Annotated in this window: 14 protein-coding genes; 7 read left to right on the top strand and 7 right to left on the bottom strand. The window is 34.9% G+C overall.

The features are described 5' to 3' along the window. Positions 1–15: 15 nt before the first annotated feature. Positions 16–2,082 carry a polyphosphate kinase 1 gene (gene ppk1 / locus H0V01_14775; GenBank protein ID MBA2584634.1) on the bottom strand — a complete coding sequence of 689 codons (2,067 nt, stop codon included), beginning with the start codon at positions 2,080–2,082 and terminating at the stop codon, positions 16–18. Positions 2,083–2,231: 149 nt separating this feature from the next. Continuing rightward, entirely contained in the window at positions 2,232–2,738 is a 507-nt protein-coding gene (locus H0V01_14770) for a histidine phosphatase family protein (protein ID MBA2584633.1), read from the bottom strand. Positions 2,739–2,947: 209 nt separating this feature from the next. Here H0V01_14770 and H0V01_14765 point away from each other — a divergent pair, with 209 nt between their 5' ends. Continuing rightward, positions 2,948–3,748, top strand: a complete 801-nt coding sequence (locus H0V01_14765) for a DNA/RNA non-specific endonuclease (protein MBA2584632.1) — start codon at positions 2,948–2,950, stop codon at positions 3,746–3,748. A gap of 4 nt (positions 3,749–3,752) precedes the next feature. Here the strand turns inward: H0V01_14765 and H0V01_14760 are convergent, their stop codons facing one another. Further along, positions 3,753–4,199, bottom strand: a complete 447-nt coding sequence (locus H0V01_14760) for a hypothetical protein (GenBank protein ID MBA2584631.1) — start codon at positions 4,197–4,199, stop codon at positions 3,753–3,755. Positions 4,200–4,355: 156 nt separating this feature from the next. Between H0V01_14760 and H0V01_14755 the strand changes: the two genes are divergently transcribed. After that, complete coding sequence (locus H0V01_14755) at positions 4,356–4,871, top strand: hypothetical protein (protein MBA2584630.1); 516 nt, start codon at positions 4,356–4,358, stop codon at positions 4,869–4,871. A gap of 106 nt (positions 4,872–4,977) precedes the next feature. Here the strand turns inward: H0V01_14755 and H0V01_14750 are convergent, their stop codons facing one another. The 3 genes from H0V01_14750 to asnS all read right to left on the bottom strand — a co-directional run bounded on the left by H0V01_14750 (position 4,978) and on the right by asnS (position 8,548). After that, complete coding sequence (locus tag H0V01_14750; GenBank protein ID MBA2584629.1) at positions 4,978–5,592, bottom strand: hypothetical protein; 615 nt, start codon at positions 5,590–5,592, stop codon at positions 4,978–4,980. Beyond that, positions 5,592–7,058 carry an RNA polymerase factor sigma-54 gene (rpoN, locus tag H0V01_14745; protein MBA2584628.1) on the bottom strand — a complete coding sequence of 489 codons (1,467 nt, stop codon included), beginning with the start codon at positions 7,056–7,058 and terminating at the stop codon, positions 5,592–5,594. Before rpoN ends, H0V01_14750 begins: the two co-directional genes overlap by 1 nt. Before the next feature lie 83 nt (positions 7,059–7,141). Beyond that, positions 7,142–8,548 (bottom strand): asparagine--tRNA ligase, encoded by a 1,407-nt coding sequence (gene asnS, locus H0V01_14740; GenBank protein ID MBA2584627.1) that lies wholly within the window; start codon positions 8,546–8,548, stop codon positions 7,142–7,144. Positions 8,549–8,872: 324 nt separating this feature from the next. On the opposite strand from asnS, the gene H0V01_14735 reads away from it, so the two are divergent. The 5 genes from H0V01_14735 (at position 8,873) to H0V01_14715 (ending at position 17,828) form a co-directional block, all read left to right on the top strand. Then, positions 8,873–9,448 (top strand): TetR/AcrR family transcriptional regulator, encoded by a 576-nt coding sequence (locus H0V01_14735; GenBank protein MBA2584626.1) that lies wholly within the window; start codon positions 8,873–8,875, stop codon positions 9,446–9,448. Further along, positions 9,445–10,851 (top strand): TolC family protein, encoded by a 1,407-nt coding sequence (locus H0V01_14730; GenBank protein MBA2584625.1) that lies wholly within the window; start codon positions 9,445–9,447, stop codon positions 10,849–10,851. Before H0V01_14735 ends, H0V01_14730 begins: the two co-directional genes overlap by 4 nt. Before the next feature lie 68 nt (positions 10,852–10,919). After that, complete coding sequence (locus H0V01_14725) at positions 10,920–12,062, top strand: efflux RND transporter periplasmic adaptor subunit (GenBank protein ID MBA2584624.1); 1,143 nt, start codon at positions 10,920–10,922, stop codon at positions 12,060–12,062. 47 nt (positions 12,063–12,109) lie between these two features. Next, positions 12,110–15,538 (top strand): efflux RND transporter permease subunit, encoded by a 3,429-nt coding sequence (locus tag H0V01_14720; protein ID MBA2584623.1) that lies wholly within the window; start codon positions 12,110–12,112, stop codon positions 15,536–15,538. Positions 15,539–15,896: 358 nt separating this feature from the next. After that, positions 15,897–17,828: a 1-deoxy-D-xylulose-5-phosphate synthase gene (locus H0V01_14715; GenBank protein ID MBA2584622.1), complete on the top strand. Its 1,932-nt coding sequence runs from the start codon at positions 15,897–15,899 to the stop codon at positions 17,826–17,828. Between the two features lie 27 nt (positions 17,829–17,855). Here the strand turns inward: H0V01_14715 and H0V01_14710 are convergent, their stop codons facing one another. Then, entirely contained in the window at positions 17,856–18,587 is a 732-nt protein-coding gene (locus H0V01_14710) for a (S)-benzoin forming benzil reductase (GenBank protein MBA2584621.1), read from the bottom strand.

The following is an 18,587-nucleotide window of genomic DNA, read 5'->3' as shown; positions in this document are numbered from 1 at the left end:
AATAAATGAATGAAATTAATTTTGCAGCTTGTTTCTAAAATACTCATATAGCTCATATTGAGCCCTCACTGGTTTATCTGAATCAATTTTGCGGTAGGAATTGTTTCTTTCCCCATTAATTACACGTGATTTAATGTTTCCTTTGAATTGTATATTCATAAAATCCTTAATCTCCTTTTGTATTTGTTTATCATAAATTGGACAGGCAACCTCAACCCTGTGATCCATGCTCCTTACCATCCAATCTGCTGAGGATAAAAAATACAGCTCTTCACCCTCATTACAAAAAGCAAAAATCCGGGAATGTTCCAAAAATCGGTCAACAATACTTATTACTTCAATGTTCTGACTAAATTTTTTAATTCCGGGAATAAGAGAACATACACCCCTTATCATCATCTTAATTTTAACTCCCGCTTTGCTTGCTTCATATAATTTTTCAATAAGCACTGCATCAGTAATATTATTTAGTTTGATATGAATAAATGCTTTTTTACCTGCATTTGCATTCTTAATTTCATTGTTAATTAGTTGTATAAACCTTTTTCGCATTGAAAATGGAGAAACAATCAGATGTCGGTAAGTATTGGTTTTGAAATTATTTGTAAAAAAGTTAAACAGCTTTATTACTTCCATAGTAATTCTTTTATCTGCTGTTAACAGGCTATGATCAGAATAAATCCCGGAGGTGTTTTCGTTGAAATTCCCGGTTCCTATGTGAGCATATTCTTCTGTTTTGCTTCCATTTTTTCGAGTGATGAGAAATAATTTTGCATGAATTTTAAGACCGGGAACGCCAAAAATTACCTTTACTCCTTCATCCTGGAGTTTGTTTGCCCAATATATATTTGCCTCTTCATCAAATCTGGCTTGCAATTCCAGGATAACAGTTACGCTTTTTCCGTTTTTTTGGGCATTAACCAAGGTATTAATGATATTTGAATTCTTAGCCACCCTGTAGAGTGAAATTTTTATGGCTAAAACATCAGGGTCAATTGCCGCTTCGCGCAGCAAATCAATTACATGTCCAAAAGATTGGTATGGGTAGGTTAGCAATACATCTTTTTTCCTAATTACTTCAAACATGTTTTTATGTTTTTTAGCAAAATCCGGATGAGCAAAACAGGGCATAGCCTGGTATCTTAATTCTGCAAGGCCAATATCCGGGAAATTCATAAAGTCCTTAAAATTATGGTATCTCCCCCCTGGTATTAAATTATCATTTTCATTTAGTTTCAATTTTGTAGTCAATAAATTTAAAAGATCGGGTGCCATTTCTCCATCATAAACCAACCTTACCGGGGCTCCCGTTTTTCTTTTCTTAAGACTCTTTGTGATTTTCTCTATCAGGCTTTTGTTAATGTCATTGTCAATATCAAGTTCCGCATCACGGGTCAGTTTTATGGTATGTGCCTCAATACTTTTAAAATCAAAAATCAAGAAAATATCATTCAGGCAATACCGTATTACATCATCAAGAATAATGATGTAATGCTTGTTCTGTTCACTTGGCAAAACCACGAATCTAGATAGTGCAGAAGAAGGTACTTCGAGTACTGCATGCTTTGCTTTTATTGATTTTTTATGGCTGTTTAACTTTACCAATAAATGTGTTGCTTTTTCCTTAAGATAAGGAAATGCAAGGGAATCATCCAACATAATTGGAACAAGTGTTGGCCTTACAACCTGGTGAAAATAATTCTTTACAAATTCGCCTTGTTTCTTTGAAAGTTGACTTTCATTTATGATAAAGATATTTTGCTTTTCGAACTCCTTTAATAAATTTTTGTAAGTACTCTCAAAGAGCTTTTGCTGCTTAATTACAATTTCCTGTATCTCTTTTAAAACTTTTGAAGGGTTTTCGCCAATAATTTCCTGTGCTTTTTTCCCAATTTTGGCCATTCTTTTTATCGTTGCAACCCTTACCTGAAAAAACTCATCACGGTTATTAGAGAATATGCCCAAAAATTTAATTCTTTCAATCAATGGAACTGTAGGATCACATGCTTCCTGCAATACCCGTTCATTAAATGATAACCAGCTAATTTCTCTGTTAATGACTTCAACTTTTTTAGTTGACATAATTTTAGTGTAATTTATGGGGAAGATAAAAATTTGTTTTTATGAAACAGCTTATTGTCAAAAATAAATTAGCCCTTTGTATTGTGGGAATAGCTTATTCCGGGGTGAATTTTTATTTTCTGCCATTCTAAAAAAGAAAAAACGAAGGCTTAATTTGAAATGGATTTTACTTCTTTTGGTTTATGAAAGAATTCTAAAATTCCAGTACCTTGAGCTAAATCCTTCCAATGGTTAATGTTTAAGGAAATTGAAGCTACAGCAGAAGTAGGTATTTTTTCTATATTAATTCCTGTAAGAATAGTGTACAAAGCAGTCAAAGAAGGATCATGCCCGAAAACCATCAAAGAACTTAATGCATTGTCTGTCATTAAAATCACATCAAGTATTTTTTGAGGACTCGATTCATACAAATTGGAAAACATTTTAATGTTTTCGAGGGGTACCAATAATCCTTGGGAAAATATTATTGCTGTACTCAAGGTCCTTGCCGCTGGGCTGGTTATAATTAATTCTGGAGATACATTAATGCTTTGAAGGAAAGCAGACATCAGGTAGGCGTCCTGCACTCCCGATGCCTTTAACGGACGATCTTTGTCGTTAATGGAGAAATCCTCCCAGCTTGACTTTGCATGCCGTACGAGAAAAAGTTTTTTCATTTGTTTTCTAACCTTTAATACTTTTGTTTTAGTATATTTTAGAATTAATAAATTAATGAAATTGTGAATTTAGGTGACTTATGGTTTAGGATAAATCCATCTTTAAATAAAGTTTGCAAACTTTGTTAATTTTGAAAACTTTGCTGTTAATATAGGAAAATATTTGCACAAAAAGTAATGGATGAAATTTTTACATTACCTTTAATTCAATGAGAAACAAAAAAAAACATTCCGGCAAAACAGTATTCCTCCTTTTGCTTTTTATTTTCTTTTTCACTTTTTTTCTTCAGCAATGCCATTTAGTAAATAAGGCACAATCAAAACCTGATTTTGCAAGCAATTTTTATCCTTTGCCAATTAAAGGGGAACAATTAATAATTCATTCACAAATTAAGATTAGCTATAATCCAAATCATAAACAGGCAAACTGGGTAGCTTATAAACTGGATTCTGCACATACTGGTGATTTTAAAAGAAAGAACAACTTTTATGCTGACCCCAATATATTAAGTAATTCTGTTTTCCCGGTGGAATATAAACAGAGTGGTTATGACCGTGGGCATTTGGCTCCCGCAGGAGATTTCACGTGGTCGGAAAAAGCGATGAGCGAATCTTTTTACATGAGCAATATTTCACCTCAAATGCCTGCATTTAACCGTGGAATATGGAAAAAACTAGAAGAAAAGGCAAGGCAGTGGGCAAGAGAAAATGGAGAAATTTATGTTGTAACGGCAGGAGTATTAACAGAGGATTTGCCAGCAATAGGAACAAAAAACAAAATAACCGTACCTCTTTATTATTACAAAGTGATTTTAGATTTTAAGGAGCCTGAAATAAAAGCCATAGGATTTGTTATGGAAAACAAAGCCCAAAACAAAGAACTTAATTATTTTGCTGTTACAATAGATTCTGTTGAAGCTTTAACAGGCATTGATTTTTTTCCAGCAATGGATGATAAACTTGAAAACAGGATTGAATCTTCAAATGAGTTTGAAAAATGGTTTGATTAGCTCTTTATTTTTTCGATTTTTTCTTTTTTGGACTTGAAGAAAATGAATCGGAATTAGAATCTGAGGACTTGTTCTTTTTTCTGCCTTTGCTTTTCTTGCCCTTAACAAAGCTTTTATTCATTTTTGCCGTTTGTTCCCCCTGTTTTTTATTTGAGTAGCTTTGGGATGAAGAGCGTTGATCATTATTGAGTTTATGTTTTTTATCATTTCCGGCAAAAACATAAGTTACTTTATGTTTAACAGCTACAAAAATATTTGTTTTGTTTTTTTTCTCATAAAAGCCCATTTGAGGAGCTTTGCGGCTTTTTTTAGTTGAGCTTTTACTAAAGCCTCCGCTTGAAGGATCAGAATTATAATTTTTATTTGCTTTTCCCGAGGGAGAAGAAACAGGATGGCAAGAAAAAAGCGAAAAGAAAACCAAAACAAAAATCAGGAGAAATACTTTATTCATTTATTTTTATAATTAAACCTGTCCGGCATTTAATGATCTAGGATAACAAAAGTAATAAAATCAGCTGGTTTTACGGCTGATTTTTTAAAATTAATTCTCGTTGTTAAAAATTCTTTTTTATAATTATCTTTAAACATATCAAAATAAATCGGAAGGATGAAAAAAATAATATTCGTTTTATCAACATCATTATTATTAACTTCATGTGAAGAGGGCAAAGTGCCGCCTGAAAAAACCTTTAACATGCCCCAACCTTTGGATTCTCAAAACAATGGGCAGTTACAAACTGTTAGTTTGACTATTAAAGCCATAGGGAACAATATGACTGCTATTGCCTTTGAACCAAAGGAAATAGAGGTGCATGTAAATTCGATAATAGAAATTACTTTAATAAATGAAAGTACTGTAGAAGGAATGAATCACAATATCGTTTTTGTTGAATTAGGATCCGGGGCAGAAGTTTCAGCCGAGGGCTTAGCCATTGGGCCAGAGAAAGAATATATTCCCAACAATCCAAAAGTAATAGCAGGATCTAAAGTTGCGCTTCCTGGAGAAACCATTCAAATGCATTTCAGTGCACCAAAAGCAGGTTCTTATCATTTCATTTGCACCTATCCTGGCCATTATCCACAAATGATTGGCAGAATGAATGTTGTTCAAATGACTCAATAAATAATTTACCTGGCACTATTTTAACTTCAGAGAAAGCCAGGTTTTCCTAGCGATTCAAAACATCCTTGATTGGTTAATTAGTATAAGAAACGAAAAATCCGGGGTTTTAAACTCCTAAAATTAGCAGGAGCATGGAGGACAATCCCAACAAAAAGCCTACATAAACCTGTAAATGTGAGTGGGCATTAAGTTTTAAACGGGAATAACCAACTAGTCCGGCAACTAAAATCAATGCCATTATTAACAACTGGAGATTCACTGAAAACATTACAGATAAACCAATTACTGCTCCAACTATTCCACCCACACCAACCATGTGCGCACTTATTTTCCAAACAAGAGTAATAATGAGAGTTAAAAGAACAGATAATGTAGCGCCCAATATTACAAGAAAGAGAACCGGAGGCAAAGTAGCTTTTCTTAAAATATAATAGGTAAAGAAATAAAAAACAGCAGTAAGTGCCATTGGTATTCTCCTTTCCTGAATAGTAGCCATTCCTGTGCTGTTTATGTATCCTTTTTTCAAAAGATAATAACTGGCCATGGAGGGAAAAATAAAAGTGTTCAAAAAAACTATTCCATATACCATATATTTCACGGTTGGAGTAACGGTAAAAGCAATATATCCACCAATGTTAAAAATAAGAAAAGTGCCTATTGTAGGCATTAAAAGGGGATGAAACAAATACGAAATAACTGTGGCTAACCTTGTTTGAATCATTAGAGTTCTTTCCTCATTCTTGCCACGGGTATATTTAATTGCTCGCGGTATTTGGCAATTGTCCTGCGTGCTATATTGTATCCTTTGTCCTTTAAAATTTTGGTAAGCCTGTCATCGGTTAAAGGCTTGCTTTTATTTTCTGCATCAATGCAGTCCTGTAATATTTTTTTAACCTCTCGGGTAGAAACCTCTTCTCCTGTATCTGTGGAGAGTGATTCTGAAAAAAACGATTTCAGGGAAAAGGTTCCGAATTCAGTTTGCACGTATTTGCTGTTTGCCACTCTGGAAATAGTGGAAATATCAAGACTTACCATTTCGGCAATATCTTTTAAAATCATTGGCTTAAGCCTTGTTTCATCTCCTGTGAGGAAATAATCATACTGGTATTCCATTATGGCTTGCATGGTAAGGGAAAGTGTTTGTTGCCTTTGTTTTATGGCATCAATAAACCACCTGGCTCCATCAAGTTTCTGCTTTACAAACATTAATGCATCCTTTGTTTCCCTTGTTTTATTATTCTGATAATTTTCAAGCATTTCCATATAAGGCCTGCTAATTTTAAGTTCAGGTGCATTTCTTGAATTTAAACTAAGCTCAAGTCCTCCTTCATTGTTGTTAACAACAAAATCGGGAACTATTTGCAAGGAGAGTTTTGATGATTCACTTGATTGGGAGGAGCTTCCTGGCTTTGGATTAAGCCTTAATATTTCATTAATTGCAGATTTAAGTGTTTCATCATTGATCCCAATTTTCCTTGATATTTTATCGTAATGTTTTTTTGTAAACTCCTCAAAATGTTTGATTATAATGCTAAGGGCAATCTTTATATATGGATTTTTACTGTCCTTTCTTTGCAGCTGCAGTGCAAGACATTCCTGTAAACTTCGGGCACCTATTCCAGATGGATCAAATTCCTGAATTATTTTAAGCATTGAGAGTACTTCCTGCTCGGAGGTCATAATATTTTGGGAAAAAGCAAGATCATTTACCAAAGATTCTATTTCTCTTCTTAAATAACCATCGTCATCAATATTGCCAATAATGTTTTCGGCAACAGTGTGCTGGTGTTCATCCAAAACGCGCAATCCAAGCTGGGCTAATAGGAAATCCTGAAAGCTTGTTCCGCCTGAAAAAGGTATTTCTTTGCGCTCATCATCCGGACCCGTATTTTTTGCAGAGAGTTTATATCCGGGGGTTTCGTCATCATCAAAATATTGTTCGAAATCAAAATCCTCGCGGGTATTTTCCTTTACAGGCTCCTCAGCAGTATTATCTGCTTGAAATTCCTCATCAAATTCTCCAGCTTCCTCCTCTTCACGCCCCTCTTCAAGGGCAGGATTTAATTCGAGCTCTTCCTTAATCCTTTGTTCAAGAGATATAGTAGGAATCTGCAGCAATTTCATTAACTGAATCTGCTGAGGTGATAATTTTTGTAAGAGTCTTTGTTGTAAACTTTGTTTTAACATATTTTCTGTTGTTTCTTAAACTTCTAACCTGATTTCTGAAAACACATATAAAACTAATCAAATCTATTGTCTAAAGCAAACGCTTAAAATGCTGCATTTTTAGGGGTTCGCGGAAAAGGTATTACGTCTCTGATATTTGCCATACCTGTAATAAAAAGCATTAAGCGTTCAAAACCAAGGCCAAATCCTGAATGTGGAGCAGTTCCGAATTTCCTGGTTTCAAGGTACCACCAAATATCATCCTGTGCAATATTGCATTCACTAATTCTTTCTTTTAATTTTTCATACCTTTCTTCTCTTTGAGAACCTCCTATTATTTCGCCTATGCCTGGAAATAAAACATCCATTGCCCTAACTGTTTTTCCATCCTCATTCTGCCGCATGTAAAAAGACTTTATTCCTTTTGGATAATCAATAATTATCACCGGCTTTTTAAAATGATTCTCTACTAAAAACCGCTCGTGCTCTGATTGTAAATCAGTACCCCATTCTACTTTAAACTCAAATTTTTGTTTGCTTTGAATCAAAATTTCAACTGCATCTGTATAACTTAATCGAATAAAATCATTTTGAGTAACACTATATAAACGCTCCAACAAGTCTTTATCATACATCTTGGTTAAAAACTCCAGGTCATCTTTACAATTATCCAGAGCATAGCGCACCATATATTTCAAAAAATCTTCAGCCAGATCCATGTTGTCATCCAAATCATTGAATGCAACCTCAGGTTCTATCATCCAGAATTCAGCCAAATGCCTTGTTGTATTTGAGTTTTCTGCTCTAAATGTTGGCCCAAAGGTATAAACCTGAGACAAAGCAAGTGCAGCCAATTCGGCTTCCAGTTGGCCGGAAACAGTTAAATTAGTTTCTTTTCCGAAAAAATCTTCTTTATAATTCACGCTTCCATCTTCCTTTTTAGGAGGATTTAGGCCATCCAGAGTTGTAACTCTAAACATTGCACCCGCACCTTCAGCATCGGAACCAGTAATAATAGGAGTATGGACATAAAAAAAGCCATTATCATTAAAATACTTATGAATACCATAAGCCATTGCATGCCTTATTCTTAAAACGGCCCCAAAAGTGTTGGTTCTAGGACGCAAATGGGCAATTTCACGCAAAAATTCCATAGAATGTCCCTTTTTCTGGAGTGGAAAAACCTCAGCATCGGCTGTTCCATATATTTCTATGGTTTTGGCCTGTATTTCCACACTTTGGCTCTGACCCTGTGATTGCACCAAAATACCAGTAACGCTAAGGCACGAACCTGTAGTTATTTTATCAAGTATTTCTTCACTGAATTCCAAAGGATCAGCAACTACCTGTATATTATGGATAACTGAACCGTCATTTAAGGCAATAAAAGCAATATTTTTGTTGCCCCTTTTGGTCCTTACCCAACCTTTTACTGTTACTTCATTGTTTAAAAGTCCTGAACTGCCTTCCTTTAACAAATCAATTATTTTAATTCTACTTTTTGTCTTCACCTTAAATATCTTAAATTTTATACAAAAAAACGATTTTTTACGGTATTTTAGTGAGTGTTATGCCATAAATAATTTTATTCTTTTAATTTAAACTGGCAAAAGCCTCTTTTTGAAATTGTTGTTTTAAGTCTTCCCTGAATTATTCTCCAATTAAATACTTTTGGCAACTTACATAAAAAGATTTTGTGGGGGGATTTAAAAACAAAACAACACTATGGAAACATTTTTTACGTTTTTTGTTTCCCGTGTGTAAAAAAAATTAACTTTGCATCCCAAATGGAAAACCTCAACATTCAGTTATTAGAATCAATTTACAAATTGCTTATGCGTAACGGCATAAAAAGCATGACAATGGATGATATTGCCAGAAATCTTGGACTTTCTAAAAAAACCCTTTATAAATCATTTAAAGACAAGGCTGATTTGGTTTACAAGGTTCTGGAAAATTACCTGGAGGAAGATAAAAAAGCGCTGAATAGCATTTGTTTATTAAAATACAATGCAATTGATGAAATGTATGCCATTACTAAACATGTTGGTGAACAAATTAAAGATATCCATCCATCCATACATTTTGACCTGGAAAAATATTATCCCCAAGCCTGGCAAATATTTATTAATTATAAATTAAACTTTATTTTCTCCTGTGTAAAAGCGAATTTGGAAAAAGGAATAGAAGAGCAATTGTATCGTGAAAATCTTAATGCAGCCATCATTGCCAAAATCCATATTTCCAGAATTGAAGCAATTTTCGATTCAAATATATTTCCAGTTTCTGAATTTAGATTCACCGATGTGCATAATCAAGTGATGCGCTATCATATTCGTGGAATTGCAAGTGAAAAAGGATTAAAATACATGATCAAAAAATATAAAAACACCAATCTTGATTTAATATGAGGTATTTCCACGCAAAAACTTTCTTTTTTTGTTTTTTTTTACTTTGCCTTTCTAAACTAGCTGTCCATGGACAAAGTAGTGGAGGTGTTCAAAATACAAGTTCAAAAAATAGTGAAACATTAAGGTTAAGTCTTGAACAAGCAACAAATTATGCATTAACGCATAATTACAGTGTAATTAATGCCAGGCTAGAAGTAGAAATAGCCAAGAAAAAAATTCTGGAAACCACCACTATAGGACTACCCCAGGTTAACGGGGAAATTAATTTCCAGAACATGCTAAACATTCCTACCCAGGTTCTTCCTGCAAAAGCGTTTAACCCTATGGCAGAGTATGGAGAACTAGTTGCAGTACAATTCGGAACAAATTATACCGCTGCTGTTGGCCTAACAGCAACACAATTGATTTTTGACGGAGCTTATATAGTTGGACTACAGGCTTCTAAAACCTATGGAAAACTTTCCAAAAATCAACTGGGGAAAACCCAAAATGATTTAAAAGCAAATGTAGCACAGGCCTATTATTCTGCACTGGTAGCAAAAGAAAATATTCGTATTCTGGGGCAAAGCATTGAAAACAGCAAAAAGCTTTTATCTGAAACCAATGAAGTATACAAAAGTGGATTTATTGAGGAAAATGATGTTGATCAATTAAACCTGCTGGTGCAAAACCTGCAAAATTCTTTAAAGCGAAGTGAAAGGCAAGCGGATTTAGCCCTGCAACTGCTTAAATTTCAAATAGGGCTTGATATTGATAATCAAATTGAATTAACCGAAAACCTGGATGAAATTTTACTTTCATTGAACATAGAAAATCTATACAACACGGATTTTCAATCCAGTAAACACATTGATTATCAACTTATGCTCAACCAGCAAAACCTGATGCAATTAAACCTGAAAAAAGAAAAGTATGCTTATTTACCTTCTATTGGAGCCTTTTTAAGTCACCAGGAAAATGCATTGCGCAATGAATTTACTTTTTTTGAAAATGGTCCCTGGTATCCAACAACAGTATGGGGAGTGAGTATAAAGGTTCCAATTTTTGACAGTGGTATGAAGTATGCAAAAATAAAACAGGCTAAAATGGAATATGAGAAAACAATAATTTCTACGACCCAGGTAGAACAAAGTCTGAAACTTCAGGCACAAACATCAAAAGCAGATTTAATTAGTTCCTATGAGAGGCTTTTAACAGAAAAACAAAATCTGTTACTTGCTGAAAAAATTCAAAACAAAACACTCATTAAATATCAGGAAGGGCTTGCATCTAGCCTTGACCTGAACCAGGTACAAAATCAACTTTTATCTACACAAGGAAATTACATTAACACTGTATTTGACCTGCTTAATGCAAAATCCAGGTTTGATAAGGCAATGAATTTCAACCAATCAACCAATTGATTTTCAAAAAAATGATTACAACAAAAAATAAACCAATAAAATAAGTGATCAATAAAATGATTAGAAATATGAAAAGAATTATTGTTGTTGCATTGGCAACTGTTTTTATTGCCTCCTGTGGCCAACCAGAAGAAGTTGACAAGGAATTGGGAAACTTATTACACCAAAGGGATTCTATGCAGGAATTGATTTCAAAGGTATCCCAACAATTGAATGAGGTAAAGAAACAAATTAATTTAAAAGACACTACCATTCAAATAAAATCAGTGCTTGTGTCAACTGTTGTACTTAAACCTGAAAAATTCGAACATTATCTTGAAGTTCATGGTATTGTGGAAACAAGGAAAAACATAACACTAAATGCGGAGATCAACAGTGTTATACGAACCATTAAAGTTTTTGAAGGGGAGAAAGTAACAAAGGGACAAGTGCTTGTTGTACTTGATCAGGAAATTATTCAAAAGAATATAAATGAAGTGGAAACTGCTTTTGAATATGCAAACACTGTTTTTCAGCGTCAAGAAAAACTCTGGAAGCAAAACATAGGTTCTGAAATGCAGTACCTGGAGGCAAAAAACAGGAAAGAATCCATGGAACAAAAACTTAAAACATTAAAGTCTCAGCGAGAAATGACTATTGTTAAAGCTCCATTTAGTGGAATAGTTGATGAGATATTTCCAAAAGAAGGAGAAATGGCAAGCCCAATGGCCCCACTAATTAGATTAATGAACCTTGATGAGATGTACATAACTGCAGATTTACCTGAAAACTATCTTAAAACAATTAAGGAAGGCAACCAGGTAATGATAAAATTTCCTTCTCTTGACATAGAAATGGCAAGCAAAATAGGCCGCGTGGGACAATTTATTAATCCTGCCAACAGAACATTCAAGGTTCAGATAAATTTAGATAAATCAAATGAAGTATTAAAGCCAAATCTACTCGCTATTATGTTGATAAAAACATTCGAAAAGGATTCTGCCGCAGTAGTTTCTTCTGCTGCTATTCAATATGATGCAAAAGGGAAAGAGTTTGTTTTTGTAGTGCAGAAAGATGGTTTGGGGTACTTTGCCAAAAGATCAGATATTAAAAGCGGACAATCCTATAACAATAAGACCTTTATTTTCGAGGGACTCTCCGGGAATGAGCAAATAATTATAGAAGGGGCCAGAGGACTTAAGGAAAACGATAAAATAAACGTGAGCCAATAATTATTAAGAGGGGTTTCCACAAAAAAAACAATTCAAAATATTCACTTATGAAAATTACCAGGGAGTTCAAACTTTCCTCCTTTGCGGTTGATAATAAAACCACAATATTTGTTTTAACCATCATTATATTTTTTGCAGGCATAATATCCTATTCCAATATGCCAAAAGAGAATTTTCCAGAACTGGTGATACCCCAAATTTTTATTGGGACGGCTTACCCTGGAAATTCAGCCCTGGATATTGAAAAAATGGTAAGCAGGCCACTGGAGAAAGAAATAAAATCAATTAGCGGGGTGGAAAAAGTTACCTCAACTTCAATCCAGGGATTTTCAACTGTATTGGTGGAATTTAATTTTGAAACCGATCCTTCAGAGGCATTACGTAAAGTGAAAGATGCTGTTGACAGGACAAAAAGCGGCAACGACTTTCCAAAAGATCTTCCTGCAGAACCCAATGTATTTGAAATGAATTTTTCTGAATTCCCAATTATGAATATTAATCTTTCCGGGGATTTTTCAATCGAACAATTAAGTGCTTATGCTGAATATCTTGAAGATCGTATAGAAAGCCTAACGGAAATATCAAAGGTTGACATTAGAGGTGTGCAACAAAAAGAAGTTGAAATAGCTCTGGATATGCATAAAATGGATGCCTTACAAATTAATTTTCAAAACATTGAGGAGGCCATTCAAAGGGAAAATGTAACTATTTCTGGCGGAGATTTATTGAATGGTGATTTACGCAGATCTGTTAGGATTGTAGGTGAATTTGTTACCCTGAATGAAATTAAAAGCATTATAGTAAAGGATGAGAAATATAACATTGTTCATTTGGTGGATATTGCAACTGTTTCCTTTAAGGATGAGGAAAGCAGAAGCTATGCCAGGGAATTTGGAAAACCTGTGGTAATGCTTGATGTTGTAAAACGCTCTGGTCAAAATTTATTGGAGGCTTCCAGACGAATCAATGAGATTATTGCCTCTGCAAAAAGTGAAAAATTTCCGAAAAGCCTGCAAATTTCAGTTACGAACGATCAATCAAATATGACCCGTAACCAGGTTGACAATCTTGAAAACAGTATTATTTCAGGTATTATCCTAGTAGTTTTGGTACTTCTTTTTTTCCTTGGGCTTCGCAACGCATTATTTGTTGGTGTAGCCATTCCTCTTTCCATGTTCATGGCCTTTATGATTTTAGGTGCTATGGGTGTTACTTTAAATCTTATGGTGTTGTTTGCCCTGATTCTAGCATTAGGCATGTTGGTTGACAATGGCATTGTGGTTGTTGAAAACATTTATCGCTTAATGGATGAAGGCCTGAATGCAGTACAGGCTGCAAAACAAGGTGTTGGTGAGGTTGCAATTCCAATTATTACATCTACTGCAACAACACTGGCTGCTTTTCTTCCTCTTGCCTTTTGGCCGGGAATGATGGGGGAATTCATGAAATACTTACCAATTACTCTGATTATTGTACTTGGCTCCTCACTGTTTGTGGCCTTGGTAATTAATCCGGTTTTAACAGCAGCATTTATGAAATCGGGGGAAACCATCCCTAGTAAAAAGAAAGTTTTAATTGCCTTTTCAATCGTTACTGTTTTGGGGCTTATTTCCTTATTTTTAAAGTTTAATACTTTTGGAAACCTGTTAATTATTGCCGGTTTTCTTCTGGTGCTGAACTTGTATATTTTAGGGCCGGCAACGGCACGATTTCAGAATGTATTTCTTCCAAAAATCGAATCAAAATACAGTCGTTTTTTAACCTTTACATTAAAAAAGAAAAACCCACTCGTGTTCTTTTTTGGAACCTTTGTACTGCTAATTTTATCTTTCGTTTTATTGATTCTTTTTACTCCAAAGGTTGAATTTTTCCCGGTAAACCAACCGAATTATGTAAATATTTTTATTGAAAAACCTATTGGAACAGATATAGAGGCTACGAATGCAGCAACCTCTAGAGTTGAAAACATTCTTGTAAACACTTTAGCTGAATTTGAAGAGCCTGTAGAAGAAGGAAGCATGTTAGCTAGAAAAAACTTCCTTGTGGAATCTGTTATTGCACAAGTTGGAGATGGAACAAGTGATCCCTCTCAAGGTCCTGTTATGGGTAACACTCCGCATAAAGGGAGAATAACTGTAAATTTTGTAGAATTCCAACACCGCAGGGGAGTTAGTACGGCTGAGGTAATGGAGAAAATAAGGAATAATATAAAAGCAATTCCGGGTGTACAGGTTACAGTAGATAAAAACCAGGCAGGGCCACCGCGTGGAAAGCCGATAAACATAGAAATAAGTGGCGAAGATTATGATTCACTGGTGATTTATGCAGAGAATATACGGGCGTATATTAATGATTTAAATGTAAATGGCATTGAGGAACTAAAGCCTGATGTGGAACTTGGCAAACCTGAATTACTAGTAGAAATAGACAGAGATAAATCCCGAAGGTTTGGAATTTCAACAGGCCAGGTTGGTTCGGCCATAAGAACGGCTTTGTTTGGTAAAGAGATTTCCAGGTTTAAACAGGGAAAGGATGATTATCCAATTAATATTCGCTTTAAAGACGAGTACAGATACAATACCGAAAGCTTGTTAAACCAACGCATTACCTTCAGGGATATGGTTAGCGGAAAGATGAGACAAGTACCCATTTCATCCATTGCAACTCCTGTAAAAAGCACCACCTTTAGTGCTGTGAAGCGAAAAAATCAAAACCGGGTTATTACTATTACCTCCAACGTAAAGGAAGGTGTTAATCCCAATGAAACTGTTCAGGAAATTAAAAATGCGATGAAGGACTTTAATCTTCCGGAGGGATACCAGGTTAAGTTTACCGGAGAGCAGGAGGAACAAGCAAAAGAAATGAGCTTTTTGAGCAAGGCTTTGCTTATGGCCGTTTTTCTTATCTTTTTAATTTTGGTAGCACAATTTAACTCCTCAGGAACACCCTTTATCATTGTTGCTTCTGTAGTATTCAGTTTAATTGGAGTATTGTTAGGATTGGTTATTTTCCAAATGGACTTTATTGTAATCATGACTATGATTGGAATTATTTCATTGGCAGGGATTGTAGTAAACAATGCCATTGTACTAATTGATTACAGCAACTTACTTATGGACCGGCGCAAACAGGAGCTTGATATGCCCATGGGTGAAATGTTACCAATAGATGAAATTAAAAACATTATCGTGGAGGCCGGGCAAAAAAGATTACGCCCGGTGTTGCTTACTGCCATTACCACCATACTGGGATTATTGCCGCTTGCTTTAGGAATGAATATTAATTTTTTCACCCTTTTGTCCGATTTTGATCCACAAATATATTTTGGCGGAGACAATGCGCTTTTTTGGGGCCCAATGTCATCTACAGTGATTTTTGGTTTGTTTTTCGCAACTTTTCTAACATTGATTATCGTTCCAGGAATGTATTACTTGATGAACGCTCTTAAAGAGAGAGTTTATGGCAGAAAAAATTAAATTTGAATTTGCTGAAGATTTAAAGTAAATTCTGGTAACACAAAACTAAATGGGCAAACACACTAAAAGAGCTTTACTTTTAGTGTGTTTTTTTTGAATTAAATTAGAAATATTTCCGTTTTTTAATAAACAAGGATGTCGGTTTTAGGGACAATTAATTTTATTTAATGCGTTTACTATATATTGGAACCTAATCATCTATAATTAGGAAAAAACAAGAAAATTAAAATCAGACTAATCGATAATTTAAATTGTATTAAATTACCCAATAACCCGTGGCGGACAGTAATTAGTACATCAAAAATCTATTCAAAGATTTTCTTTATATCTTTGTTTTTTTAAAAAATAAATTGAAGCCATGAAAAATGCTGCAGGGCCTCTTCTAAAGCAAATAGAAGATCCGGCTGATTTAAGAAAAATAAAAACCGAACAACTCCCTCAATTGTGCATGGAGTTGAGGCAGTATATTATAGATGTTGTTTCAGTAAAAGGAGGTCATTTCGGGGCAAGCCTTGGAGTGGTTGAACTTACTGTTGCACTTCATTATGTTTTTAACACTCCTTTTGACCAATTGGTATGGGATGTTGGCCATCAGGCTTATGGTCACAAAATTTTAACTGGCAGAAGAGAATCTTTTCCAACAAACAGAATTTATAAAGGTATAAGTGGATTTCCAAAAAGATCAGAAAGTCCTTTTGATACCTTTGGAGTAGGACATTCATCCACTTCCATTTCTGCTGCCCTTGGAATGGCCGTAGCATCTCACTACAAGAAAGAAAAAGACAAGCAGCACATTGCAGTAATAGGAGACGGGGCAATGACAGCAGGACTTGCTTTTGAAGGTTTAAATCATGGAGGTGTTGAAAACACAAACCTTCTTGTAATTTTAAATGATAATTGCATGTCCATTGATCCCAATGTAGGGGCATTGAAACATTATTTAACTGATATCACCACTTCCCATACATACAACAAGGTAAAGGACGAGGTATGGAACTTGCTGGGTAAAATCAGCAAATTTGGTCCGAATGCTCAGGTAATTGCACAAAAAATCGAGAACTCTATTAAAACAGCTGTTTTAAATAAAAGCAATATGTTTGAGTCTCTTAACTTCAGGTATTTTGGTCCTATTGATGGGCATGATGTTTTGCATCTGGAAAAAGTGTTGCGTGATTTGAAAGATATTCCAGGGCCTAAAATTTTACATTGTGTAACTAAAAAAGGCAAGGGTTACAAATATTCCGAAGAGGGAAATCAAACTGTATGGCATGCCCCCGGCTTTTTCAATAAGGAAACGGGAGAGATAATAAAAATATCACCAAAATCACCCCAGCCCCCAAAATACCAGGATGTATTTGGACATACTATTGTTGAGCTTGCAGAAAAAAATTCCAGAATAATGGGAATTACGCCAGCCATGCCCTCGGGCTGTTCCTTGAATATTATGATGAAAGCAATGCCAGACAGGGCATTTGATGTAGGCATTGCTGAGCAACATGCTGTAACTTTTTCAGCAGGTTTGGCTTCACAGGGAATGGTTCCTTTTTGCAATATTTATTCCTCCTTTATGCAAAGGGCTTATGACCAGGTTATTCATGATGTGGCCCTTCAAAACCTCAATGTAGTTTTGTGTCTTGACAGGGCAGGCATTGCTGGTGCAGATGGTTCAACTCATCATGGTGCTTATGATATTGCTTTTATGCGGTGTATTCCCAATTTAATTGTGTCTGCTCCAATGAATGAGGAAGAATTACGCAACCTTATGTATACTGCCCAACTGGAAGACATGGGGCCTTTTGTAATCCGTTATCCTCGGGGAAACGGAGTAATGACCGATTGGAAAACCCAATTCAAAAAAATAATTCCTGGAACCGGACGCAGGATAAAAACAGGTGAAGAAATTGCTATTTTAACTATTGGCCATATTGGGAATTATGCTGTAAATGCTTGTAATGTTTTGGAGAATGAAGGAATATCAGTAGCGCATTATGATATGCGTTTTGCAAAACCCCTGGATGAAATGCTATTGCATGAAGTTTTTCAAAAGTTTGAAAAAGTAATTACTGTTGAAGACGGTTGTATTATGGGTGGAATGGGAAGTGCAATTCTTGAGTTTATGGCTGATAACAATTATTCATCAAGAGTAATCCGCCTTGGAATTCCCGATGTTATTATTGAACATGGAGAACAAGCTGAGCTTCATGAAGAATGTGGTTACAGTGCCGAGAATATAGCTGCTGCAGCAAGAAAAATGGCCGGAAAGCAAAAAGTTGTAATGAATATTAAATAATTAGTTCATTCTTCTTTTAGGCCTTTTTTATTTCAAACTAACAACCTCCCCATTGGCAAATTGATTTTTTTCATCCAGTGAAAAAATAGCAGATGCAACATCAATAGGGTCCGCCAAAAGATTTTGTTCTTTTAGGTCAATGAATTTTCCAACACTCTTAAAATCTTTTATCGGAGTTTTCCTTATTTTTTCCTGCATTGCTGTTTCCACAACTCCAGGATAAAGCGATATGATTTTCACTCCCAATGGAAGTTCCTGCTGCTCAAGTGCTATTGTTTTTGTCATCATGTCCAAAGCTGCTTTTGTTGAGCAGTACATGGTCCATCCGGCATAAGGATTTTTAGCTGCCCCGGAAGAAATATTTATAATTTTTTTAATGCAGGATAATTTGGAAGTGTTTCGTATAAATAAGGCACTTAAAACCATTGGAGCTGTTGTATTTAATGCAATGGTTTTTTGAACTGTTTCTACATCCACTTTTTCAATACTTTTAATTTTACCAAGACTCCCTGCATTGTTAATAAGTGTAATGGAATCAAGTTCTTTCAATTTAATTTTTTTAAACATTTTAGCAACCATTTCTTCCAATTCAATGGTATTGCTAAGATCAAAGAGAATATGCTTTATGTTTTTATTTTTCAGTTCAGTGTTTTTTGTTCTTGCTATGGAATAAACTGTATATCCATTTTCTGAATATGTTTTAACCAATGCCTTGCCAATGCCCTTACTGCCTCCTGTAACAATTGCTACTTTTATCAT

It is taken from the genome of Bacteroidota bacterium (assembly GCA_013696965.1).
In the GTDB taxonomy this organism is placed as follows: Bacteria; Bacteroidota; Bacteroidia; order JACCXN01; family JACCXN01; genus JACCXN01.
This window is presented reverse-complemented; position numbering and strand designations above follow the sequence as displayed.

Coding starts and splice junctions, on each gene's coding strand:
- ppk1 (MBA2584634.1), bottom strand. CDS start 2,082: ATGTCAACTAAAAAAGTTGAAGTCATTAACAGAGAAATTAGCTGGTTA.
- H0V01_14770 (MBA2584633.1), bottom strand. CDS start 2,738: ATGAAAAAACTTTTTCTCGTACGGCATGCAAAGTCAAGCTGGGAGGAT.
- H0V01_14765 (MBA2584632.1), top strand. CDS start 2,948: ATGAGAAACAAAAAAAAACATTCCGGCAAAACAGTATTCCTCCTTTTG.
- H0V01_14760 (MBA2584631.1), bottom strand. CDS start 4,199: ATGAATAAAGTATTTCTCCTGATTTTTGTTTTGGTTTTCTTTTCGCTT.
- H0V01_14755 (MBA2584630.1), top strand. CDS start 4,356: ATGAAAAAAATAATATTCGTTTTATCAACATCATTATTATTAACTTCA.
- H0V01_14750 (MBA2584629.1), bottom strand. CDS start 5,592: ATGATTCAAACAAGGTTAGCCACAGTTATTTCGTATTTGTTTCATCCC.
- rpoN (MBA2584628.1), bottom strand. CDS start 7,058: ATGTTAAAACAAAGTTTACAACAAAGACTCTTACAAAAATTATCACCT.
- H0V01_14735 (MBA2584626.1), top strand. CDS start 8,873: ATGCGTAACGGCATAAAAAGCATGACAATGGATGATATTGCCAGAAAT.
- H0V01_14730 (MBA2584625.1), top strand. CDS start 9,445: ATGAGGTATTTCCACGCAAAAACTTTCTTTTTTTGTTTTTTTTTACTT.
- H0V01_14725 (MBA2584624.1), top strand. CDS start 10,920: ATGAAAAGAATTATTGTTGTTGCATTGGCAACTGTTTTTATTGCCTCC.
- H0V01_14720 (MBA2584623.1), top strand. CDS start 12,110: ATGAAAATTACCAGGGAGTTCAAACTTTCCTCCTTTGCGGTTGATAAT.
- H0V01_14715 (MBA2584622.1), top strand. CDS start 15,897: ATGAAAAATGCTGCAGGGCCTCTTCTAAAGCAAATAGAAGATCCGGCT.
- H0V01_14710 (MBA2584621.1), bottom strand. CDS start 18,587: ATGATAAAAGTAGCAATTGTTACAGGAGGCAGTAAGGGCATTGGCAAG.